The sequence below is a fragment of the Kitasatospora sp. NPDC001540 genome, assembly GCF_042894345.1.
GTDB classification, from domain to species: domain Bacteria; phylum Actinomycetota; class Actinomycetes; order Streptomycetales; family Streptomycetaceae; genus Kitasatospora; species Kitasatospora phosalacinea_C.
Window position 1 is genome coordinate 94,844 of the sequence record NZ_JBIAVO010000019.1, and the last position, 22,326, is coordinate 117,169.

Sequence of the window (22,326 nt, forward strand, 5' to 3'; positions counted from 1 at the left end):
GACCGCCGCCTGCGCCGAGGAGCCGGGCCGCGTACGGGCGGTCGGGCCGGTCAGGGGCAGGGCGCGACGCGGGTGAAGTCGTGGTGGGCGGTGACGGCCTGCTGCCACTCCAGGGTGCGGATCAGGCGGTGGACGATCAGCAGCGGGACGACGCCGACGACGCCGAACGACATGTCGACGAATTGCCAGAACACGGGTATGCCGCGCAGCGGGCCGCAGATCAGCGCGAGCGGGATGACGCCGCCGCAGGCCAGCATGGCCCAGCGGACCACCCAGACGTTGCGGACGGGGTCGCGCAGCGGCCCCCAGAAGGCGGCGGCGATCACCAGGTGGGCGAAGGCGAGCCAGTCGGTGCCGTAGGCGAGGAAGGGGTGGCGGCCGTAGCCGTCGGCGACGCCCTCGCGGACGCGGTCGACCCAGGCGTCGAGGGCGGGCAGGGCGCCGTCCAGGCCGGTGGCGTCGACCAGCCGGGCCAGCAGCGAGGTCTCGGTCCGCAGCGGGAAGGCGGTCAGTCCGCTGAGGGCCAGGCAGACGATGAACAGGAGCAGCCAGCGCCGGATCCGGCGGCGGACGAGTGCGGTGTCGGGGCCGGGCGCGGAATCCGGTCCGGCGGTGGTGGAACCGGCCGGGACGGTGGCGATGTCGGACATGGGGAACCCCCCTCATGGCGCGGGTGCCGGGAGACGGCACGCGGTGTCGCGAGAAGGACTCTAGACCTGAATTTGAACGCGTTCAATATGCGGGGACAGGCCGCCCGAAAGGGGCTTTTCGGACCTGTCCGTGGAAAGCCCTAATCTTGTCCCCCGTGACCGCCATCGCAGACCAGCCCACCAGGCCCGCCCCCGGCCCGGCCGCCGACGAGGGACTCGCCCGCCGGCTCAAGGCGCTGGCGTGCACCGCCCCGCTGCACGACCTGGACAGCCGCAAGGTCAACCTGGCCGGCGAGTACGCCTCGTACACCATGGCCGAGGTCGGCCTCGCCGCGATCGACCTGGTCACCCTCAACATGGACTTCGACACCGGCGCGGACCGGGACATAGTGCTGGCCCGGCTGCTGCCCCGGATCGCCGCCCAGAACCCGGGCCGCGCCGCCGCCGAGCACGAGCGGGTCGCCCGCTGGGTGCTGGAGTCGCTGATCAACGTCGGCAGCGTGGACCGCGGCTTCCGCGCCGTCTACGGCACCTTCGGCCCGGACGGCGAGTACACCCGCCGCGACTACGACTTCAAGCTGATCGAGGAGGTCCCCGGCCAGGACGGCGGGGTCTACCTGCGCACCACCGACGAGGCCGTCAACGTCCTGGTCGGCGCCCTCGACACCGACGTCACCAGCGCCCAGATCGCCGCCGAGGTCAAGCTGGAGGTGCTGATCCGCCGCGGCCGCCTCGCCGACGCCCAGCTCGCCGCCGAGCAGGCCCGCTACCGCACCGTCCAGTACGCCGAGACGCTGCGCCGCGCCCTGGAGGCCACCCGGCGCAACGTCCGCGCGGTCGACTGGATGGAGACCGTCCCCGACCTGATCGACGAGGCACTCGACCACATCGCCGACCGTTACCGGCACGAGAACGCGATCCTCACCAACATCCGCAAGGCCCGCGACGAGAGCGTCGACGGCGAGCACAAGCGCCGCGCCGCCGAACTCGTCGACATCGTCAAGGACTGCATCCGCCGCCACACCCAGCTGCAGACCCGCCTGCTCGAAGCCGGGCCGCTGTTCCGCGCCGAACAGGACCGGCAGGCCTTCGCCGCGCCCGCCGCCCGCAGCGGCATCGACCTGTACGGCCAACTGCTGGCCCCCGTCCTCACCCTCCCGCTCGGCGACGCCACCCGGCCCACCGACGCCTTCTTCGCCCGCGCCACCGGCCTGCGCACCCCCGTCTCCGTCCGGGTCGCGGACCTGGTCGACCTGCTGCTCACCCCGCCGGTCGAACGCGAGCACCTGGGCGCCGAACTCCCCGAACCCGACCTGGTCGCCACCCCCGACGACAGCCGGTTCTCCGAGGCCCAACTGGAGGCCGCCCTCGACCTGCTCGACCTGCCCGCCGACGCCCCCCGCCGCCTCTCCGGCCTGCTCGCCGACGCCCGCCGCCGCGGCGCCGCGCTCGGCGAGGAGGGGGAGGACGGGGACGGCGAGGAGCTCGCCTACCTGGTCGCCCTGCTGGCCGTGCACGCCGCCAGCCCGCCGGTCGGCACCGCCTACCGGCAGGGCGAGGAACGGCTGCTGTTCGCCGTCGACGACGGCACCCGGCTGGACGACCCCGGCTTCGGCGGCGCCGACCTGATCGTCGGCAGCGCGCTGCTGGACGCGGTGGGCATGGCCGCCGACCGCAAGGACGCCAAGGCCGCCGGGGCGGCCGGGTGACCCGCACCACCCGCACCGCACCTCGTACCCGCACCGCCCGTATCACCGGCACCACCCGCCGTACCCGCACCACCCGCACCACCCGCACCACTCGCACCGCCCGGATCGAAGGAGCGCTCGGATGACCACCACCAGCGAGGCGTGGACACCGCCCGAGAGCGAACCGGCCGCCGCCGCGCCCGCGCCGATCAGCCCGGCGGACGTCGCCGAGGCCGCCCGGCTGGTCTCCTTCGGCCTGCAGGCCAAGCTGCTGCCCGCCCGGGACGCCGAGTACGGCGAACTGGTGCGCCGCTACCGGGAGGACCCGCCGTTCGGGCGGCTGGCCGACGCCGTCGCCACCGGCATGGGCCTGGTCGTGCTGGAGGTCTCCGCCCGGGCCGGGATGGCCGTCGCCGCCGCCGAGGACTCGGTGTTCGCCGTCCGGATGGGCGACTACTCGCGGCGCGCCGCCACCGAGTCCACCGACCGCTTCCTGCACGGCCTGGCCCACCTCGCGGTCGCCGCGCTCGCCTTCCCCCGCCCCGAGGACCTCGCCGACGACGGCTACCTCGGCCGGGTCACCGTCAACGGCGTGGACGCCTTCGTCCGGCAGGCCTGCCGCCGCCTGGAGGAGCGCGCCGAGGCCGAGGGCACCAACACCGACCCGGCCAGCGACGCCCCCGGCCTGGAGGCCGCCTGGCGGGTCTGGGCCCGCCGCTCCGCGACCGGCGCCACCAAGGACGCCCGCCGCCTGGCCGGCTCCACCACCGGCATCGTCTCCAAGGCGGTGTCCTTCCTGGTCGACTCCGGCTTCCTGCAGAAGACCTCCGACGACTCCGGCGGCACCTACCGCACCACCGCCCGCTACCAGTTGCAGGTCCGCGACCTGGCGGGCGGCGCCGCGATGGCCGAACTCCTCGACCTGGGCGTCGTCCCGGTCAGCGACGGCACCCCCACCCTGGCCCCGCCCGACGAGAGCGACGAACTGGTGGCCGACGCCGGCCTGCCGTTCCACGCCCTCTGACCGACCGTCAGCACCACTGAGACCGCTGAGACAGCTTCAGGAGAACCACCGCACATGTACGAGCTGAACCGGGTCCGCCTGTACTCGATCGGACCGGCCGGCGCCCGCTACGCCGACACGGTGCTCGACCTGCGCGGAGTCGGTGAGCCCGTCCCCGAGCCGCAGCCGCAGCAGATCGGCCTGTTCGGCGAGGAGCCCGAGGGCCCGCAGCGCCGCCCCGCGCCCGCCGGGGTGCTGTTCCTGGAGAACGGCGGCGGCAAGTCCGTGCTGCTCAAGCTGATCTTCTCGGTGATGCTGCCCGGCCACCGCAACACCCTCGGCGGCGCCTCCTCCGGCGTGCTGCGCAAGTTCCTGCTCGCCGACGACTGCGGCCACGTCGCCCTGGAGTGGCAGCACACCGTCACCGGCGAACTCATCGTGGTCGGCAAGGTCAGCGAGTGGCGCGGCCGCCAGGTCTCCTCCGACCCGCGGAAGTTCGCCGAACTCTGGTACTCCTTCCGGCCTGGCCCCGGTCTCACCCTGGACGCCCTGCCGGTCGCCGAACGCCCCGCCCTCACCGGCGACCAGAAGGTCCGCGGCCGCCGCCGCACCATGAAGGGCTTCCGCGACGCCCTCACCGAGGCGGGCAAGGCCCAGCCGCACCTCGACGTCACCTTCGAGGAGATCCACGACCGCTGGATCGAGCACCTCGGCGCCCTCGGCCTCGACCCCGAACTCTTCCGCTACCAGCGCGAGATGAACGCCGACGAGGGCGAGGCGGCCGGCCTGTTCGCCGTCCGCAACGACGCCGACTTCACCGACCTGCTGCTGCGCGCCGTCACCGACACCCGCGACACCGACGGCCTCGCCGACCTCGTCCACGGCTTCGCCGCCAAACTCGGCCGCCGCGCCGAACTCACCGCCGAACGCGACTTCACCGCGGGCTCGGTCGACCTGCTGCAGCGCATCGTCGACGCCACCGCCGCCCGCGAGACCGTCCGCGAGGGCCACCGGGCCGCCGAACGCCGCACCCGCAAGCTCGCGCTGTCGCTGGCCGCCCGCTCCGCCGTCGAACGCGACCGCGTCCACGACCTGGCCGTCGAGGTCGCCGCCGCCGCGAGCGCCGTCACCGCCGCCGAGACCGACCGCACCCGGCACTCGCTGATCGTCTCCGAACTCACCTACCGGCACGCCACGCTGGGCCTGGAGGCGGCCACCGCCGAAGCCGCCCGACTGCGCCGCGAACTCACCGACGCCCGCGCCCAGTTCGCCGCCTGGCAGGCCGCCGAGGCCGTCCTGCGGCACCGCGCCGCCGCCGACCGGGCCGGACGGGTCGCCGCCGCCATCCGCGAGGCCGAACTCGACGCCGCCCCCGCCCTCGCCGCCCGCGACCGGGCCGCCGGAGCCCTCGCCCGCGCCCTCGAAGCCGCCGCCGCGAACGCCGAGACCCGCGCCGACCAGGAGGAGTTGCGCGCCGGGGAACTGCAGGAGGACGGCGCCACCGCCCAGTCCGAGGCCACCGCCGCCGCCACCGCCGCCCAGAAGGCCCGCTCCGAGGCCGAGCACCTGCGCCAGCGCCTCGCCGAGGTCGAGCAGGAGACCGCCGCCGCCGTCGAAGCGGGCTGGATCGACGACTCCGGCGCCGAACCCGACCCGGCCCGCGCCGCCCTGCACGCCGCCGACGCCGAACAGGCCGCCACCGAGGCGCTCGCCCAGGCCCGCGCCGCCGCCGAGCAGAGCGCCGTCCGGGCCCGCGAAGCCGCCGCCGCCGAGGCCCGCGCCGAACTCGCCGCCGCCCGCGCCGCCGACGCCCGCACCGCCGCCGACCGCGCCCTGGCCGCCGAGCAGCGCACCGCCGCCCAGCTCGCCGCCGAACCCCGGCTCGCCGAACTGCTCTCCCTGACGCCCCACCAGGACGGCGCCGAGGAGTCCGAGGGCTTCCTCACCCCGCGCCTGCTGGACGCCAGCGCCGAGGACCTGCGCGAACTGCTCGACCAGTCGGTGGCCACCGCCGAACGCACCCTGTTCGACCTGCGCACCGCCGCCGCCGACGACTCCCGCATCCTCGCCGCCCTCGGCGACGGCGGCCTGCTGCCGCCCGGTCCCGACGTCCTCGCCACCGTCGAGCACCTCGGCGAACAGGGCATCCCGGCCCTCCCCGGCTGGCGCTACCTCGCCCAGTCCGTCGACCCCGCCGACCACGACGCCATCCTCGCCGCCCGCCCCGAACTCGTCGACGGCGTCGTGGTCACCGACCCCGCCTCGCTGGACCGGGCCCGCGAGGCGCTCGCCGCCGCCGCCCTGCTGCCGCGCTCCACCGTCGCCGTCGGCACCGCCGCCGCCCTGATCGCCCCGATCGAGGGCGAGCCCGCGTACTTCCTGGTGCCGCCGAACCCGGCCATGCACAACGAGACCGCCGCCGACGACGAGCGCCGCGAACTGCGCACCCGCGCCACCGCCCGCGAGGAGCACATCCGCGAACTCGCCGCCCGCCTCGGCGGCGACCGCGCCCTCGCCGCCCGGCTCGCCTCCTGGCACGCCAGCTGCCCGCCCGGCACTCTCGCCGAACTCGCCGAGACCGCCGCCGCGGCCGCCCTGCACGCCGAGACCACCGCCGCCGAACTCGCCACCCTGCGCGCCGAGCGCGCCGACGCCGACGCCGAGCACCAGGCCGCCGCCGCCCGCCACGAGGAGTGCCGGGAGGCCGCCCAGCGCGCCCGCCGCCGCGCCGACGCCCTCGAAGGACTCGCCTTCCGGCTGCGCGAACGCGCCAACTGGACCCGCCGCCTGCGCGAACTCGCCGACGACGCCGTCGAGTGCGAACGCCGCCAGGCCCAGTGCGCCGAACGCGCCCGCACCTGCGACGAGGACCGCCGCGCCGCCCAGCGCGCCGCCGACGACGCCCGCCGCACCGCCCGCACCCTGCGCGGCGAACGCGCCGAGATCGCCGCCGTCGACACCAGCGCCGCCCCCGACCCCACCGTCACCCCCGCCTCGCTGCCCGCCCTGCGCGAGGCCTACCGGGCCGCCGCCCAGCTCTACGAGAAGGTCGGCGTCGGCGCCGACCTGCGCGCCGAACAGGCCCGCGCCGAGAGCGACGAGACCGCCGCCGCGGCCGAGCTGGACCGGCTCAGCAACAAGGTCAAGGCCCGCGCCGAGGAACTCCTCGCCAGCCCCGACGGCGCCGACGGCCCCGCCCGGCAGGCCGCCGCCGCCCGCGCCGAGGAACTCGTCGCCCTCATCGAGGCCCGCTCCGGCGCCGCCTCCGAGGAGGTCGGCCGCCTGCGCGGCGACGCCGAACGCTCCGCCCCGGTCAGCGGCGAGGCGCACACCGAACTCCCCGAGGACCTGCTCCCCGCCGACCCCGAGCACGCCCAGGCCCTGCTGCGCACCGCCACCGCGCTGCTCGCCGAACGCCGCGAACGCGTCGAGGCCGCCCGCGCCGAGCACGGCGACCTGCAGCGGACGCTGGACCAGGCGCAGGCCGCCGCCGCGGACTTCGAGGAACTCGCCGGGCAGCTCCGCGACGCCCTGCGCGACAACGGCGAGGAGGCCGACGCCGAAGCCGACGCCTACCTCGGCTCGCTCGCCGCCGCCCGCGCCGCCGTCACCGACACCCGGCGCGCCATGCGCACCGCCGCCACCGAGCTCACCGGCGCCGAACTCGCCGTCCGCGACGCCGCCGACGCCCTCGTCCGGCACGCCAACGCCGCCCGCTACGAGGCCGTCCGCACCCCCGCCCGGCAGCAGATCCGCGAGCTGCCCGCCGCCGCGCTGCCCGACCACGCCGCCGCCTGGGCCGCCGCGTTCGCGCCCCGGCTGCGCGTCCTCACCGACGAGCTCGCCCAGTTGGAGCGCAACCGCTCCTCCATCGTCGACCGGCTGCGCGGCCTGGTCGAGACCTCGCTCGGCACCCTGCGCGCCGCCCAGCGGCTCTCCCGCCTGCCCGAGGGCCTCGGCGAGTGGTCGGGCCAGGAGTTCCTGCGGATCCGCTTCGAGGACCCGGACCACGCCGTCCTGGTCGAACGGCTCGGCGAGGTCATCGACGAGGCCACCCGCTCCGCCGTCAGGAAGAACTCCGACCTGCGCCGCGACGGCATGTCGCTGCTGCTGCGCGGCGTCGCCGCCGCGATCGGCCCCAAGGGCGTCTCGGTCGAGATCCTCAAGCCGGACGCGGTGCTGCGCGCCGAACGCGTCTCGGTCGGCCAGATGTCGGACGTCTTCTCCGGCGGCCAGCTGCTCACCGCCGCGATCGCCCTCTACTGCACGATGGCCGCGCTGCGCGCCAACGACCGCGGCCAGTCCCAACTGCGGCACGCCGGGACGCTCTTCCTCGACAACCCGATCGGCCGCGCCAACGCGACCTACCTGCTGGAGCTGCAGCGCGCCGTCGCCGACGCGCTCGGCGTCCAACTCATCTACACCACCGGCCTGTTCGACACCACCGCGCTGGCCGAGTTCCCGCTCGTGATCCGGCTGCGCAACGACGCCGACCTGCGGGCGGGCCTGAAGTACATCTCGGTGGAGGAGCACCTGCGCCCCGGCCTCCCGGCCCCGCAGGGCCCGGACGGGCCGACGATCCACGGCGAGATCACCGCGACCAGGGTGTTCCGCAAGCCCGAGTAGGAACGTGCCGCAAGATCGCGACGTGGTGCAACCGGCTCACTGCGTCGCGATCCTGCGGATGGTGTGTGGTGGGCCGCGCGGTTCCTCGCGCCCCTGTCCGGCCTAGCCCTTCACGGAGACGGTGACGGAGGCGACCTTCATCGGGTGGCCCGGTTCGGTCGCGGCGGTGGGCGAACTGCCGTACGCGGCGGGGAGGTTGCCGCCGACGGCGACGTTCAGGATCAGGAAGACGCCGTGGTGGACGGCCTGGTCCCAGGCGGCGGGGTCGACCTGGTCGGCGGTGACCCGGAAGTACTCCCGGCCGTCGCGCAGCCAGCGGACCCGTTCGGGGCTGGTGGAGCGGTCGATCTCCACGGTGTAGGTGTGGAAGGCGCCCCAGCAGTCGGCGCAGGGCTGCTCGCCGGAGCCGAGGCCGCCCGGCTCCCGGCACGGCCCGCCGGGGGTGGTGCCGCAGTGCAGGGTGCCGAACACGCCGCGGGCGCCGACGGACTCCAGGACGTCGAACTCGCCGACGCCGGGCCAGCCGGTGTACCCGTCGCGGAGCTTGCCGCCGAGCGCCCAGAACGCGGGCCAGTACCCGGCGGCGGCCTGGCCGTGGACGTCGGGGAGGGCCAACTCGGCCTCCAGGCGCAGGATTCCGCCCGCGGGGGCGGCGAGGTCGGCGCGCTTGGACTCGATCCGGCCGGAGGACCAGCGGCCCGCCGCGTCCCGGGTCGGGGTGATCTCCAGGGCGCCCCTGCCGTCCAGGTGGACGTTCTCGGCGGAGTCGGTCATGGTCTCGACCTCGCCGGTGCCCCACTGGGCGGCCGGGCAGCCGGGGTAGCAGGTGCCCAGGTCGTACTGCCAGGTGGCGGCGTCCGGCCCGCTCCCGGCCGGGCCGTCGAACTCGTCCCGCAGCAGGGTGGTCCAGCCGGTGCCGAACACGCCCAGGTCGGTGAGGAGCTGGTCGAGGCGCGGGGTGAGGACCACGGCCGCGGCATTGGTCAGGTGGGAGTCGTCGCGGTACAGCAGCACGTGCTCCAGCACGGCCGGGCAACTGCGTCCGCCGGCCGGGCAGAGCACCGAGTTGACCTCGACGCCCTGCACGCCGGGGATCCTCCCGGCGGCGATCTCCTCGGCCAGCGGGTCGGCGTACAGGCCCTCGGCGCGCGGGAAGTCGCAGGCGGAGGTGGTGTCGGGGTGGCCGGAGACGCAGGCCGGGACGTCCCGGCCGGGGACCGGGGTGTCCTGCAGGTAGACGATCGGGACGCCCAACTCCCGTAGCGGGGCCAGGGTCCGCTCCCAGCCGCGCAGCAGCGCGGCCCGGTCGGCGGTGTAGCGGTTGAGGGTGGACAGGACGATCAGCTTCGGCCTGGGGCCGGTCTTGAGGCGGGTCAGCGCGTTGGCCCGCCAGGTGTCGCACTCGTGGTAGGTGCGGCCCAACTGCGGGTTGACCACCTCGATCTCCGGCAGCGGGCAGCCCTGCTTGACCAACTCCTCGACGGACAGCCCGTGTTGGGCGGCGATGCCGAGCATCGCGGAGAACCACTGCCCGGCGTGCGAGTCGCCGAGCAGCACGATCCGGTCCTCGCCGGTGCCGAAGCGGCACGGCGGGCTGGTGGTGTCGCCCGGGTCCACCTCGCAGGCGCCGTCCGGCGGGAAGTCCTGCCGGGCCTGGACGGGGTTGGGGACGGTCGGCGCGTGCGGGGGCGGCGCGGCGGCCAGCAGGCTGCTGCCGGTCCGGGCGCCCGGGGGCAGGCCGGACGGGTCCGGGGGAGTGGCCGGGCCCAGGCTGCGCAGGGTGCCGGAGCCGACGACCAGGGCCAGCAGCACCGGGAAGACCACCGCGGTCAGGCCCAGCGACAGGCCGCGGCGCGGGATCTCGCCCAGCACCCGGCTGCGGCGCAGCGGCTGCTCCAGCCAGCGCAGCGCGGCGTACGCGGGCAGGGCGGCGGCGGCGGTGAGCGCGGCCTTGGCGCCCCAGGGCAGGGCGCCCCAGCGGGCCTCGGCGAGGACCAGCACCGGCCAGTGCCACAGGTACAGGTTGTAGGAGAGCCGGCCGACCGCGCGCGGCGCGCCGAGCGACAGCGCCCGCCCGACCAGGTGAGTGCCGCCGGAGCCGGCCAGCAGGAGCGCGGCGGTGGCGGCGGTCGGCAGCAGGGCGGCGTACCCGGGGTAGGGGGTGCGCCCGTCGAACAGCAGCAGGGCGGCGAGCACCCCGGCCAGACCGCCGAGGCCGAGCAACTCCCGCACCGCACGCGGGAGCTGGTGTACCGGCAGCAGGGCGACGGCGGCTCCGGCGGCGAACTGCCAGGCCCGGGTGGGTGTGGAGAGGTAGGCCCCGGCGCTCCAGTGCAGGGAGAGCCAGAAGGAGGCGGCGCCGAGCAGCAGGGTCAGGCCGAGCAGGGTGCGGCGGCGCCAGGCCCAGCGGGCGGCCAGGGCCAGCAGCGGGGCCCAGAGCAGGTAGAACTGCTCCTCGACGGCGAGCGACCAGAAGTGCAGCAGGGCGCTCGGGTCGCGTCCGGCGGCCAGGTAGTCGGTCTGTTCGGCGATGAAGCGCCAGTTGGCGACGGACAGCGCGGAGGCGAGGACGTCGCGCTCCAGGTCTGCGCGGCGCAGCGGGGCGGTGAGCAGGGCGCCGAGGACGGCGACGGCGGCCAGCACGACGGCGGCGGAGGGCAGCAGTCGGCGGGCCCGGCGGGAGTAGAACTCGGCGAGCCGGACCCGGCCGGTGCGCGCGGTCTCGGTGCGCAGCAGGCCGGTGATCAGGTAGCCGGAGATCACGAAGAAGACGTCGACGCCGACGAAGCCGCCCGCGAAGCCGGGTACGGCGGCGTGGAAGGCGAGCACGGCGAGCACGGCGACGGCCCGCAGGCCCTCGATGTCGGGTCGGAACTTCGGCCGCTCGACCGGTGGTTGTCGCAGCACGACGGTGAGCGGGGCGGTACTCGGGGCGGTACTGGTGGACACGGGAGCGTGGACCTTTCAGCCCAGCCAGGGCAGCATCGGGGCCGCCCAGCCGGAGGCGAGCAGGGCGATCAGGGCGAGCGTGCTCGTGACGGCGAGGGCCTCGGGCCAGCGCCGCGGACGCATCGCCGGGCTGGCCCCGGAGTCGGTGGAGTCGGTGGATTCGACGGCGCGGGGCCGCAGTTCGGCGTACAGGTCGCGGATCAGCGGCACCCCGAGGTGCAGTTGCACGGCCAGGTACAGGGCCAGTCCCCAGGTGGTGTGCCAGCCGTGCAGGGCGGTCGCGACGGCCACGCCGACGGTGGTGGCCAGCAGCGTCCCGGCCGTCCAGAGCAGCGAGACCAGCAGCACCCTGCGGGCCATGCCGCCGGAGCGGCCGGGCTTGGCGACGCCGGTGGGCACCCAGGCGGCGCTGCGGCCGCGGGCGGTGTGCCAGTAGGCGGTGGCGGCGGCGAAGCTCATCAGCACGTTGGCGCGCAGCACCTCGGAGCGCCAGCGGGTGCGGCTGACCCGGGGCAGCAGCACGTGCCACAGCCACAGCAGGGAGAGCATCGGCAGCACGTACCGGGCGCGGACCTCGCCGGGGAAGGCGAACAGCATGACCAGCGGCGGCAGCGGGGCGGTGAGCACGTTCACGGCGGCGGCCAGGTAGCCGACGATGCCCTCGTCGAAGCAGCGGCGCATCCGCCAGGTCATCGCCCGGCGGGTGGCCCGGTCGCCGATCAGGTGCAGGTTGCCCATCGTCCAGCGGTACTGCTGGTTGACGAAGCTGGTGGTGGAGTCCGGCGAGGTGCCCTTGGCGACCAGCACCGGCACGTACCGGGTGGTGTAGCCCCGCTGGTGCAGGGCGAGGCCGGTGTACATGTCCTCGCTGTGGTCGAGCCGGGCGAAGCCGCCCGCGGCGTCGAGCGCGGCGCGCCGGTAGACGGCGTTGGAGCCGCAGCAGATGGCGGCGTCGGAGGCGTCCCGGCTGGGCTGCACCCAGCGGAAGAACCACTCCTGGGCGGAGCCCGCGGCGCGCTGCACCCAGCCCATCGAGGCGTCGGTGTCGAAGCACTGCGGGCTCTGCACGATGCCGACCTGCGGGTCGCCGAAGTACGGCAGCAGGTGCTGCAGCAGGTCGGGGCGCGGCGCGAAGTCGGCGTCCAGGATGGCGACGTACTCGCCGGTGCTGAGGGTCAGCGCGTGGTTGAGGTTGCCGGCCTTCTTGAACTCGCCGCGGTTCGGCCGGACCACGTAGTGGTAGCCGAACTCCGTTGCCAGGGCGGCGACTTCGGGCCGGTCGGCGTCGTCGAGCACCCACACGTCGAGGCGGCCCGGGTAGGTGCTGCGGGCGACCGCGCGGTAGGCGTTCGCCAGGACGTCGAGCGGCTCGCCGCAGGTCGGCAGGTACAGGTCGACGGACGGCGGTTCGGCGGGCTGCCAGGCGGAGACCAGCAGTTCGTGCCCGGCCCGGGTGAAGCGGCGGCGGCGCAGGCCGTTCAGGCAGGTCAGCGCGAGCGCGACGGCGTTGACGCCGAGGACGGCGAGGAACGGCCACAGGGCCGGGGTGCGCAGCGAGAAGCTGAGCATCGTGGCGGCGCTGACCGTGAAGGCGAGCGCGGAGAGCAGCGGGACCCAGCGGCGCTGGGGCCCGAAGTACCAGTAGAGCTCCTGATCGGAAGGTGGTGACGGAAGGTGATTGGCAGTCATTGGGCCCCCCACGGCCAGACATTGACACCTGTCGCCGGTCAGATTACCTGATTGGTATAGACCAAATGACCACGGCGGATGAACGCCGGGACAACTCGGGTGAAGGCCGTGTGACCAGGCATGACCGCGTCAGGCAAGATCGCCGCCACGGCGCGCGAGAGTCCCGTGGGACGGCTGACGTGCGGAGTGGCGCAGTGGCTCCGGGGCGGGGGCGGCGGGCGCCCGCCGCGCGCAACGGCGGCTTCACGCCGTGAGGTGACGGGTCGTCAGGTGGCCCTCGGTGACGAACGGGCACCCGGCGGCGCCCCTCGGGGCGGCTTCCGGCGCCCTTCGGGGCAGTTGGTCAGCAGTTGGTCAGCAGTTGGTCTCGAGACCCGCGGCCGGGGTCGCGTGGGCGTCCCGCGGGCAGTGCGGGAGGGCGGCCAGCACGGCTTCCAGCAGGCCCGGGAAGCGGGCGGCCAGGTCCTCCGTGCGCAGGGTGTTCATCTTCGAGGTGCCGCGCCGGTGCTGGCGGATCACCCCGGCCTCGCGCAGCACCCGGAAGTGGTGGGTCATCGTCGACTTGGTGACCGGCAGCTCGAACGCCAGGCAGTTCAGCTCGTCGCCGCCCGCGCCCGCGAGCTCGGCGACGATCCGCAGCCGCATCGGGTCCGCCAGGGCGTGCAGCACGCACACCAGCTTCAGCTCCGCGGCGGGGGGCTCGGGGAGCAGGCCGGGGCAGTCCTGGTCGTGGTCGATGCTCACGGAGCCATAGTACGACAGACCTCGTAGTTTGACAGTCCTCGTAGTACGGTGGGTATCGTACGAGGCGAAGAAGCCGTGTCCGGACCACAGGAAGGACGGGCTGCCGTGAGCGCCCTGTTCGAGCCCATCACCCTCCGTTCGCTGACCATCCCCAACCGGATCTGGCTCAGCCCCATGTGCATGTACTCGGCCGCCTCCGAAGGGCCCGACACCGGTGTCGCCACCGACTTCCACCTCGCCCACCTCGGCTCCCGCGCCGCGGGCGGCGCCGGACTGGTGATGGTCGAGGCCACCGGTGTCCGCCCCGACGGCCGGATCTCCCCGTGGGACCTCGGCCTCTGGAACGACCGCCAGCAGGAGCAGCTCGCCCGGATCGCCGCGCTGGTCACCCAGCACGGCTCCGTCCCGGCCATCCAGCTCGCCCACGCGGGCCGCAAGGCCTCCACCGACAAGCCCTCGGCCCGCAGCCGCCCGCTCCCGGTCGAGGAGGGCGGCTGGCCGGTGGTCGGCCCCTCCCCGCTGCCGTTCGACGAGGGCTACCCCGTCCCGGCCGAGCTGACCGAGGCGCAGATCGCCGAGCTCGTCGAGGACTTCGCCGCCGCCGCGCGCCGCGCGCTGGCCGCCGGGTTCAAGGTCGTCGAGGTGCACGGCGCGCACGGCTACCTCACCCACCAGTTCCTCTCCCCGGTCTCCAACCACCGCACCGACGGCTACGGCGGCGACTTCGCCGGGCGCAGCCGCTTCGCCCGCGAGGTCGCGGCCGCGGTGCGGGCCGTCTGGCCCGCCGAACTCCCGGTGTTCTTCCGGATCTCCGCCACCGACTGGCTCCCCGAGGAGCCCAGCTGGACGGTCGAGGAGTCGGTCCTGCTCGCCAAGGAGCTGCAGGCCCTCGGCGTCGACCTGGTCGACGTCTCCACCGGCGGCAACGTCCCGCACGCGCAGATGACCGTCGAGCCCGGCTACCAGGTGCCGTTCGCCGAGACGATCCGCCGCGAGTCCGGCCTCCCGGTCAACGCGGTCGGCCTGATCACCGACGCCGCCCAGGCCGAGGAGATCGTCGCCGAGGGCCGCGCCGACGCGGTCATGCTCGGCCGCGAGCTGCTGCGCGACCCCTACTGGCCGCTGCACGCCGCCCGCGAACTCGATGTCCCCCGCAACTGGCCCGCCCAGTACGGCTACGTGGTCGGCCCGCGCGGCTGACCCCACCACCGCGCCACGGCGCGCAGGCCCCGGCCCGGGCCTGCGCGCCGTGGCGCTCAACGCAGCGCGGCGGCCACCGTGCGGCGGCCGCCGCGCGGCGGCTACTGCTCGGGCGCCAGCCGGGCCGGGAAGCCGCCGGTGGCGATCGGGCCCCAGCGCAGCGGGGTGATCCGGATCAGCGACTTGTCCTGGCGGCGCATCGCCTCGCGGTACTCGTCCCAGTCCGGGTGCTCGCCCGCGATGTTGCGGTAGTACTCGACCAGCGGCTCCAGGGCCTCCGGCATGTCCAGCACCTCGGCCTCGCCGTCCACCTGCACCCACGGGCCGTTCCACTCGTCCGAGAGCACCACCACGCTCACCGCGGCGTCCCGCTTGGCGTTGCGGGTCTTGGCCCGCTCCGGGTAGGTGGAGACGACGATCCTGCCGTGGTCGTCCACCCCGCAGGTCAGCGGGGAGGCCTGCGGGGTGCCGTCGGTGCGGCGGGTGATCAGCAGCGCGCGGTGGCGGGGGCGGACGAACTCCAGCAGTTCGGCCAGGCCCACCCGGGTGTTGGTGGCGATCGAAGGGCTCATGCCGCCCAGCCTAGGAGGCGGCGGCGCTCCCGGCCGGTTCGAGGTCCGGGGCCGCGTCGTCCGCGTCCTTCCAACGGCCCGGCTCGACCATGAACGCGCCGAGCGCGACGCCCAGCAGCGGGATCGCGGGCAGCAGGGCCAGGACGCCCTGCGGGCCGTGGTGCTGGGCGAGCAGGCCGAACAGCGGGGCGACCAGGCCGCCGACGCTGACGGCCAGGCCGAGGGTGACGCCGGCCGCGGTGCCGGGGCGGTTGGGCAGGTAGTCCTGGCCGAGCTTGACCAGCACCGCGAACGGCAGGTTCAGCGTCGCGCCCGCCAGCACGGCGAACAGCAGCGGCGCCCACGCGCCCGGCGTCACCCGCAGCAGCACCAGCGCCGGGACGGTCAGCGCGGTGCCCCACTGCGCGGTGCGCACCATGCCGATCCGGTCGGCCAGCCGCCCGCCGCCCAGGGTGCCCGCCACGCCGCCGAGCAGGAAGCAGGTCAGCGCCGCCCCGGCCAGCAGGTGGGAGGCGTGCAACTGCCGCAGCCAGTACAGCTCGACGAAGGTGCTGACGCCGAAGAACACCACCGAGCGGACGACCTCCACCCCGGTCAGCACCAGGAACGGCCGCCAGCGGTCCCGCCCGGCGCGCTTCGCCCCGCCCCCGGCGTGCGGGTACGTCCGGTGCCGGGCCCGGAACAGCACCGCCGCCATCAGCAGGGCGGGCAGCACGAACACCGCCGTCGCCCGCACGCCCCACGCCGACAGCAGCGGGGTGGCCAGCACCGGCGCCAGGAAGAACCCGACGCTGCCGCCCGCCGCGAAGACGCTCATCGCACCGGTGGAGTCGCCCGCCGCCTCCCGGGCCGCCCGCCCCGCCGCCGGGTGGAAGGCCGCCACGCCCAGGCCGGAGAGCAGCACCAGCAGCCACACCAGCGCGTACCCGTCGGCCAGCCCGCTCAGCCCCGCGCCCAGCCCGGCCAGCGCCAGCCCGGCGGCCGACAGCCAGGGCAGCGGGCGCCGGTCCACCAGCAGGCCCACCAGCGGCTGCGGGACGGCGCTGCCCAGCGTCGCCGCCAGGGTCAGCCCGCCCGCCGCCACGTACCCGTAGCCGCGCTCCAGCACGAAGTACGGCACCACCGCGGGCACCAGGCCCTGGTAGAGGTCGTCCACGGCGTGCGCCGCGCCCCACATCCGCATCCGGCGCCACACGCCGACCGGTTCGCCCGTCCCGTTCCCCGGGCTCGTCATGCTCGTCATGCCCACCAGACTGGCCGCCCCGGCCGCGTGCGGGCTTCCGGTATTCTGCCAACTCGTGTCGCCAACCCGCCAACCGTCCGCGGACGGCCCCTCGCGCGCCGCGCACCTGAAGGAGACCGGCCCGAGCCGCCACCCGCTGTCCCACCGGCAGCGGATCGACTGGCACTGGCACGACGTCAACCAGCTGATCACCCCCGGCCTGGGCGTGCTGGAGGTGAGCACCCCGCACGGCCGCTGGGTCGTCCCGCCGCACCGCGCGGTGTGGCTGCCCGCCGGGGTGCCGCATGCCCAACAGGCTTACGGGCAGAGCGAGTTGCGCTGCCTGATCTACCCGGCCGGGACGAACCCGCTGCGGCTCGCCGCGCCCGCCGTGCTCGCCGTCACCCCGCTGCTGCGCGAGATCATCGCCCACCTGACCGGCCCGGACGCCCCCACCGGACGCCCCGCCCGGACGCTCGAACGGGCCGCCCTGGACCAGCTCGCGCACGCCCCCGAACTCCCGCTCGGCCTCCCGCAGCCCACCGACCCGCGGCTGCGCGACCTGGCCGCGCTGCTCGCCGCCGATCCCGCCGACGACCGCTCGCTGGCCGCGCTCGGCCGGGCCGTCGGCGCCGCCGAACGCACCCTCAGCCGACTGTTCCGGGCCGAGCTCGGCCTCGGCTTCCCGCAGTGGCGCACCCAACTGCGCCTGCAGCACGCCCTGGTGCTGCTGGCCGAGGGCCGCTCGGTCACCGCCACCGCGGCGGCCTGCGGGTTCCGCTCGCCGAGCGCGTTCATCGAGGCGTTCCGGCACGCCTTCGGCACCACCCCGGGCCGCTACCAGCAGGACTGACCGCCTCTCAGCGGTGCCTCGGCCCGCCGCCGTGCTCGCGCGAACCCTCCAGCGGTTCGGCCGAGTTGGGGGCGCGGCGGCGGGAGGCGGCGACCTGCCGGGAGACCACCACGTCGATCAGGCACCAGGCGAGCCCGAAGACGCCCAGCCCCATCAGCGCCAACGCCGGTGTCAGCAGGTCGGTGTGGGCCCAGGAGGCGAACAGCGCCACCACGAAGGCCACCAGCGCGAAGGCGAACGACATGCCCGCCCGGACGGCCGCCGCCCGGACCTCGTCCGGCAGCCGACCGCGCCGACGAACGGCCATTGCCCACCCCCTGTCGGTCGCGCGCGCCCGGTCGGGCGCACCAGGACCAGCCTTGCCCCGTCCGGGGGGAGCCATGCCACCGACCCGGCCGGTCCAGCCGACCGTGGGCGTGTCGCGGCGGCGCCTCCCCGGATCCCCGCCGCCTCCCCGTCAGGATCGTAACCGGGGCCGCAAGGGCGCCCCTCCGGCCGGGCCGGGTAGGGGAGTTCAGTCCGGCAGGGTGGCGTCCAGCTCCTCCAGGGCACCGACCACGATGGTGCGCATCGCCCGCTCCGCCCGCTCCGGGTCGCCCGCGCAGATCGCCTCGGCGACCTCCCGGTGCAGCTGCACCGCGTACTCGCGCGGCCGGTGCGGCATCAGGTGGTGCTCGGTGCGGCCGGTGAGGACGGCGCCCACGGTGTCCTTCAGGTGGGCGAACATCTCGTTGCCGGAGGCCCGCAGCACCACCGCGTGGAAGGCGATGTCGTGCGCGAGGAAGGCCTCCAGGTCGGCCGCCCGGGCGGTGACCGTCAACTCGACGGCCAGCGCGCTCAGTTCGCGGCGGTCGTCGTCGGCGGCGCAGCGCGCCGCCAGCGCCGCCGCGGCGGGCTCCACCGCGACCCGCAGCGATCCCAGCGAGCGCAGCTGGGCGGAGCGGTCCGCCCCGGCCAGCCGCCAGCGGATCACCAGCGGGTCGAACACGTCCCAGTCGGCCTTCGGGCGGACGGTGGTGCCGACCCGGCGGCGCGGCTCGACCATCCGCATCGACTCCAGGATGCGCACCGCCTCGCGCACCACCGTGCGGGACACCCCGTGCTGCTGCTCCAGCTCCTCGGCGCGCAGCACCGTCCCCTCCGGCAGCTCACCGGAGGCGATCGCCGGGCCGAGGACGGCGAGCAGGCGGCCGGGCAGGCCCTGGATCTCCATCGGGCCAGCTTATCGGCGCCCCCGCGGGGAAAGCGGCCCCCGTCCCACCCCCGCCCCACCGCCCTCCACCGGCCCGGACACCCAAAAGTATGACGATTGTGTTTCGACCGCTTGAATAAGTCATACCTTTGCGCCAAGGTTGCCCACGCAAGCAGGCAAGGACAGGAGCACCACCCATGGCTCTCAGCGCCGAGAACCAGCAGCCGCCCGTCGTCGTGGTGATGGGCGTCTCCGGAGTCGGGAAGACCACCGTCGCCCGACTGCTCGCCGACCGCCTCGACCTCCCGTACGCCGAGGCCGACGACTTCCACCCCGCCGCCAACATCGCCAAGATGAGCGCCGGGACCCCGCTCGACGACCGCGACCGCCTGCCCTGGCTGCAGGCCCTCGGCGGCTGGCTGGGCGAACGGGCCGCGGCGGGCAGCGGGGGAGTGGTGACCTGCTCCGCGCTCAAGCGCCGCTACCGCGACGTGCTGCGCGCCGCCTGCCCGGACGCGTTCTTCCTGCACCTGTCCGGCAGCCACGACCTGGTCGGCGACCGGCTGGCGCACCGCACCGGCCACTTCATGCCGCCCTCGCTGCTGGACTCCCAGTACGCCACCCTCGAACCGCTCCAGGCGGACGAGAACGGCACCGTGCTGGACGTCGACGCCGACCCCGACACGCTCGTCGACCGCGCCGTCGCCGCCCTGGCCCGCTGAGGCAACAACCCCCACGTCAAGACCCACGTCACACCGCCACCGTCCGCCCGACAGCCGGGCGGTGCCGGCCCGTCAATGGAGACCCCCGTGACCCCCACCCTGCTGGCCGCCGGCGCACCGGCGCTGCCGCACACCGCGAGCAACGGTCAGTTGCTGCTCGCCGTGCTGCTCAGCATCGGCGCGATCGTGCTGCTGATCACCCGGTTCAAGCTGCACCCGTTCCTGGCCCTCACGCTCGGTTCCGGACTGCTCGCCGCCGTCGCCGGGGCGCCGTTCGACAAGCTGCTGGCCAGCTTCTCCACCGGCTTCGGCTCCACCGTCGCCTCGGTCGGCCTGCTGATCGGCCTGGGCGCGATGCTCGGCAAGCTGCTCGCCGACTCCGGCGGCGCCAACACCATCGCGGACACCGTGCTGGCCCGCACCGGCCCCAAGCTGCTGCCCTGGGCGATGGCGCTGATCGCCGCCGTGCTCGGCCTGCCGCTGTTCTTCGAGGTCGGCGTGGTGCTGCTGGTGCCGATCGTGCTGCTGGTGGCCCGGCGCGGCAACGCCCCGCTGATCGGGATCGGCATCCCCGCGCTGGCCGGCCTCTCGGTGCTGCACGGCCTCGTCCCGCCGCACCCCGGCCCGCTGGTCGCCGTCGACGCCCTGCACGCCGACCTCGGCGTCACCCTGGCGCTCGGCCTGCTGATCGCCGTCCCGACCCTGATCGTGGCCGGTCCGCTGTTCGGCCGCCTCGCCCAGCGCTGGGTCGGCCCGCTGGAGCTCCCGGCCGAGACCGCCCCGGTGGACACCGTCAAGCGGGAGCGGACGCCGAGGTTCGGCGCCGTGCTGGCCACCATCCTGCTGCCGGTCGTGCTGATGCTCGGCAAGGCGCTCACCGACGTGCTGGTCGACGACCCGAAGTCCACCGTCCAGCGGCTCTTCGACTTCATCGGCTCCCCGCTGATCGCGCTGCTGGCCGCGACCCTGCTCGCCATGCTCACCCTGGGCCGGGCGGCCGGGTTCGACAAGGGGAGGATCTCCGAGACGGTCGGCTCGGCGCTGGGCCCGATCGCGGGCATCGTGTTCATCGTCGGCGCGGGCGGCGGCTTCAAGCAGACCCTGATCGACGTCGGCGTCGGCCAGGCCGTCAGCGAGTGGTCCGGCAAGTGGCACGTCTCCGCGCTGCTGCTCGGCTGGCTGATCGCGGTGCTGATCCGGCTCGCCACCGGCTCGGCGACGGTCGCCACCATCACCGCCGCGGGCATCGTCGGCCCGCTGGCCGCCGGAATGTCCACCAGCCACGCCGCGCTGCTGGTGCTGGCGATCGGCGCCGGGTCGCTGTTCCTGTCGCACGTCAACGACGCCGGGTTCTGGCTGGTGAAGGAGTACTTCGGGATGAGCGTCGGCCAGACGCTGAAGTCCTGGTCGGTGATGGAGACGATCATCTCGGTGGTCGCCATCGCCCTGATCCTGCCGCTCAGCCTGATCATCTGACGAGCAGCGACCCCCGCAAGACCGCGACGCCCTCCGGAACTCCCGCTTCTCCCGGAGGGCGTCGCCCTGTCCGCCCGGCTCCGCTCAGCCCTCCAGCAGCTCCGCGGTGCGCTTGCGCACCTCCGGCCCGTCCAGCCCGCGCACCGTCAGCGTGGTGCGCCGCCGCAGCACGTCTTCCACCGTGTACGCCCACTCCTGCTCGGCCGCGTACACCACCTGCGCCCACACGTCCGGCCCGTCCGGGTGGATCCGCTCGCCCAGCTCCGGGCGCTCGGCGATCAGGCGGGCGATGTCGAAGGACAGCGTGCCGTAGTGGGTGGCCAGGTTGCGGGCCACCAGCGGGTCCATCCGGCTGCCCGGCTCGCGGTCGGTCAGCAGGCGGCGCGCCACCGCCTGCGGGGCGCCGATGCCCGGCAGCGGCACGGTCGGCGGGATCGGCGAGACGTCCTCGGCCAGGCCCACGCCCGGGGCGTGCTTGAGCTTCTCCAGGATCACCCGGCCGATGTGCCGGTAGGTGGTCCACTTGCCGCCCGCCACCGACAGCATCCCGGCCCGGCCCTCGGTCACCACCGTCTCCCGCTTGGCCGCCGCCGTCTCCCCGGGCCCGCCCGGCAGCACCCGCAGGCCCGCGAAGGCGTACGTGATGTCCTCCCGGCGCAGGTGCTCGTCGCGCACCGCGTGCCCGGCCTCGGCCAGGATCTGCTCCACGTCCGCGTCGGTGGCCCGCACCCGCAGCGGGTCGCCGGTGTACTCCTCGTCGGTGGTGCCGAGCAGGACGTGGTCCTCCCACGGGATGGCGAACGACACCCGGTAGTGGTCGATCGGGATGGTCAGCGCCGCCCGCCACGGCGCCCGCCGCCGCAGCACCACGTGCGCGCCCTTGGACAGCCGGATCGACGGCGCCGCGCCCGCGTGCTCCATCCGCCGCAGGTGGTCCACCCACGGGCCGGTGGCGTTCAGCACCAGCCGGGCGTCCACCCCGAACTCGGTGCCGTCCAGGGCGTCGCGCACCTCCGCGCCGGTGACCCGGCCGCGGGTGAAGCGCAGCCCCGTCACCTCGGCGTGGTTGAGCACCACCGCGCCCGCCTCCACCGCCGCCCGCACCGTCATCACGGCCATCCGGGCGTCGTTCATCTGGTGGTCGCCGTAGACCGCGACCCGCCGCAGCCCCTCGGTGCGCAGCCCCGGCACCGCGCGGGCCGCCGCCGACGGGGAGACCACCCGGCCCAGGCCGTCGCGGAACGCCGACAGCGCCGAGTACAGGAACACGCCCGCGCCGAGCTTCGGCGCCGAGTGCGGCCCGCCCTCGTACACCGGCACGAAGAAGGTCAGCGGGTTGACCAGGTGCGGGGCCACGTCGGTGGCCAGCGCTCGGCGCTCCTTGTGGTTCTCGGCGACCAGCCGGACCGCGCCGGTCTGCAGGTAGCGCAGCCCGCCGTGGACCAGCTTGGACGAGGCCGAGGAGGTGGCGTTGGCGAAGTCCCCGGCGTCCACCATGGCCACCTTCAGCCCGGCCTGGGCGGCGGTCCAGGCGGTGGCGGTGCCGAGGATGCCGCCGCCGATCACCAGCAGGTCGTAGCGGGCCCGGCCGAGCAGCTCGCGGGTGGCGGCGCGGGGGGCGAGGCGGCCCGTGCTGCGCTCGGCGCCCAGGGTCGGGACGGTGGCCGCGGGGGGCGGGGTGGTTGCCATGGCGTGTGTCGGACGAGGCCGGGGCCGGTCCGCTGCTCCTTCCGATCGGTG

General features: G+C 75.2%; 17 protein-coding genes. 8 read left to right on the forward strand and 9 right to left on the reverse strand.

The features are described from left to right. Positions 1–50: 50 nt before the first annotated feature. Positions 51–650 (reverse strand): hypothetical protein, encoded by a 600-nt coding sequence (locus ACFY00_RS22455; protein ID WP_388033229.1) that lies wholly within the window; start codon positions 648–650, stop codon positions 51–53. 155 nt (positions 651–805) lie between these two features. Between ACFY00_RS22455 and ACFY00_RS22460 the strand changes: the two genes are divergently transcribed. From ACFY00_RS22460 to ACFY00_RS22475, 4 genes are read left to right on the forward strand one after another with little or no spacing between them, the layout of a single operon-like run. Next, positions 806–2,359 carry a hypothetical protein gene (locus ACFY00_RS22460; RefSeq protein ID WP_388033230.1) on the forward strand — a complete coding sequence of 518 codons (1,554 nt, stop codon included), beginning with the start codon at positions 806–808 and terminating at the stop codon, positions 2,357–2,359. Beyond that, positions 2,356–2,484: a hypothetical protein gene (locus tag ACFY00_RS22465; protein WP_388033231.1), complete on the forward strand. Its 129-nt coding sequence runs from the start codon at positions 2,356–2,358 to the stop codon at positions 2,482–2,484. The genes ACFY00_RS22460 and ACFY00_RS22465 overlap by 4 nt, the downstream gene beginning before the upstream one ends. Continuing rightward, on the forward strand, positions 2,481–3,362 hold the full coding sequence (locus ACFY00_RS22470; protein WP_388033232.1) for a hypothetical protein: 882 nt from the start codon (positions 2,481–2,483) through the stop codon (positions 3,360–3,362). Before ACFY00_RS22465 ends, ACFY00_RS22470 begins: the two co-directional genes overlap by 4 nt. A 54-nt stretch (positions 3,363–3,416) precedes the next feature. Then, the gene (locus tag ACFY00_RS22475; RefSeq protein WP_388033233.1) at positions 3,417–7,967 is read left to right on the forward strand and encodes a hypothetical protein; all 4,551 of its coding nucleotides are present in this window, start codon (positions 3,417–3,419) and stop codon (positions 7,965–7,967) included. A gap of 102 nt (positions 7,968–8,069) precedes the next feature. On the opposite strand, the gene ACFY00_RS22480 is transcribed toward ACFY00_RS22475, so the two are convergent. The 3 genes from ACFY00_RS22480 to ACFY00_RS22490 all read right to left on the reverse strand — a co-directional run bounded on the left by ACFY00_RS22480 (position 8,070) and on the right by ACFY00_RS22490 (position 13,343). Then, complete coding sequence (locus ACFY00_RS22480) at positions 8,070–10,916, reverse strand: acyltransferase family protein (RefSeq protein WP_388033234.1); 2,847 nt, start codon at positions 10,914–10,916, stop codon at positions 8,070–8,072. A 15-nt stretch (positions 10,917–10,931) separates the two neighbouring features. Next, positions 10,932–12,605, reverse strand: coding sequence for a glycosyltransferase (locus ACFY00_RS22485; RefSeq protein WP_388033235.1), 1,674 nt, complete (start codon positions 12,603–12,605; stop codon positions 10,932–10,934). A gap of 354 nt (positions 12,606–12,959) precedes the next feature. After that, a complete protein-coding gene (locus ACFY00_RS22490) occupies positions 12,960–13,343 on the reverse strand; it encodes an ArsR/SmtB family transcription factor (RefSeq protein ID WP_388033276.1) in 384 nt (127 codons plus the stop codon). 111 nt (positions 13,344–13,454) lie between these two features. Here ACFY00_RS22490 and ACFY00_RS22495 point away from each other — a divergent pair, with 111 nt between their 5' ends. After that, positions 13,455–14,549, forward strand: a complete 1,095-nt coding sequence (locus ACFY00_RS22495; protein ID WP_388033236.1) for an NADH:flavin oxidoreductase/NADH oxidase — start codon at positions 13,455–13,457, stop codon at positions 14,547–14,549. Between the two features lie 101 nt (positions 14,550–14,650). Here ACFY00_RS22495 and ACFY00_RS22500 read toward each other — a convergent pair whose 3' ends face one another. Further along, complete coding sequence (locus ACFY00_RS22500) at positions 14,651–15,121, reverse strand: PPOX class F420-dependent oxidoreductase (RefSeq protein WP_388033237.1); 471 nt, start codon at positions 15,119–15,121, stop codon at positions 14,651–14,653. Positions 15,122–15,131: 10 nt separating this feature from the next. After that, positions 15,132–16,364, reverse strand: coding sequence for an MFS transporter (locus ACFY00_RS22505; protein WP_388033238.1), 1,233 nt, complete (start codon positions 16,362–16,364; stop codon positions 15,132–15,134). Positions 16,365–16,419: 55 nt separating this feature from the next. On the opposite strand from ACFY00_RS22505, the gene ACFY00_RS22510 reads away from it, so the two are divergent. Then, entirely contained in the window at positions 16,420–17,196 is a 777-nt protein-coding gene (locus tag ACFY00_RS22510; RefSeq protein WP_388033239.1) for an AraC family transcriptional regulator, read from the forward strand. Between the two features lie 7 nt (positions 17,197–17,203). Here ACFY00_RS22510 and ACFY00_RS22515 read toward each other — a convergent pair whose 3' ends face one another. After that, on the reverse strand, positions 17,204–17,503 hold the full coding sequence (locus ACFY00_RS22515; protein WP_388033240.1) for a hypothetical protein: 300 nt from the start codon (positions 17,501–17,503) through the stop codon (positions 17,204–17,206). Positions 17,504–17,710: 207 nt separating this feature from the next. Further along, complete coding sequence (locus tag ACFY00_RS22520) at positions 17,711–18,409, reverse strand: FadR/GntR family transcriptional regulator (RefSeq protein WP_388033241.1); 699 nt, start codon at positions 18,407–18,409, stop codon at positions 17,711–17,713. Positions 18,410–18,585: 176 nt separating this feature from the next. Between ACFY00_RS22520 and ACFY00_RS22525 the strand changes: the two genes are divergently transcribed. Both ACFY00_RS22525 and ACFY00_RS22530 read left to right on the forward strand, forming a co-directional pair. Continuing rightward, complete coding sequence (locus ACFY00_RS22525) at positions 18,586–19,110, forward strand: gluconokinase (protein ID WP_388033242.1); 525 nt, start codon at positions 18,586–18,588, stop codon at positions 19,108–19,110. Between the two features lie 75 nt (positions 19,111–19,185). Further along, the gene (locus ACFY00_RS22530; RefSeq protein ID WP_388033243.1) at positions 19,186–20,586 is read left to right on the forward strand and encodes a gluconate:H+ symporter; all 1,401 of its coding nucleotides are present in this window, start codon (positions 19,186–19,188) and stop codon (positions 20,584–20,586) included. 84 nt (positions 20,587–20,670) lie between these two features. Here ACFY00_RS22530 and ACFY00_RS22535 read toward each other — a convergent pair whose 3' ends face one another. Beyond that, complete coding sequence (locus tag ACFY00_RS22535) at positions 20,671–22,275, reverse strand: glycerol-3-phosphate dehydrogenase/oxidase (RefSeq protein ID WP_388033244.1); 1,605 nt, start codon at positions 22,273–22,275, stop codon at positions 20,671–20,673. Positions 22,276–22,326: the final 51 nt, after the last annotated feature.

Excerpts from the sequence above, each read along its gene's own strand:
- ACFY00_RS22455 (WP_388033229.1), bottom strand. The coding sequence starts at position 650 with ATGTCCGACATCGCCACCGTCCCGGCCGGTTCCACCACCGCCGGACCG.
- ACFY00_RS22470 (WP_388033232.1), top strand. The coding sequence starts at position 2,481 with ATGACCACCACCAGCGAGGCGTGGACACCGCCCGAGAGCGAACCGGCC.
- ACFY00_RS22475 (WP_388033233.1), top strand. The coding sequence starts at position 3,417 with ATGTACGAGCTGAACCGGGTCCGCCTGTACTCGATCGGACCGGCCGGC.
- ACFY00_RS22485 (WP_388033235.1), bottom strand. The coding sequence starts at position 12,605 with ATGACTGCCAATCACCTTCCGTCACCACCTTCCGATCAGGAGCTCTAC.
- ACFY00_RS22500 (WP_388033237.1), bottom strand. The coding sequence starts at position 15,121 with ATGAGCCCTTCGATCGCCACCAACACCCGGGTGGGCCTGGCCGAACTG.
- ACFY00_RS22505 (WP_388033238.1), bottom strand. The coding sequence starts at position 16,364 with ATGACGAGCATGACGAGCCCGGGGAACGGGACGGGCGAACCGGTCGGC.
- ACFY00_RS22515 (WP_388033240.1), bottom strand. The coding sequence starts at position 17,503 with ATGGCCGTTCGTCGGCGCGGTCGGCTGCCGGACGAGGTCCGGGCGGCG.
- ACFY00_RS22520 (WP_388033241.1), bottom strand. The coding sequence starts at position 18,409 with ATGGAGATCCAGGGCCTGCCCGGCCGCCTGCTCGCCGTCCTCGGCCCG.
- ACFY00_RS22525 (WP_388033242.1), top strand. The coding sequence starts at position 18,586 with ATGGCTCTCAGCGCCGAGAACCAGCAGCCGCCCGTCGTCGTGGTGATG.
- ACFY00_RS22530 (WP_388033243.1), top strand. The coding sequence starts at position 19,186 with ATGGAGACCCCCGTGACCCCCACCCTGCTGGCCGCCGGCGCACCGGCG.
- ACFY00_RS22535 (WP_388033244.1), bottom strand. The coding sequence starts at position 22,275 with ATGGCAACCACCCCGCCCCCCGCGGCCACCGTCCCGACCCTGGGCGCC.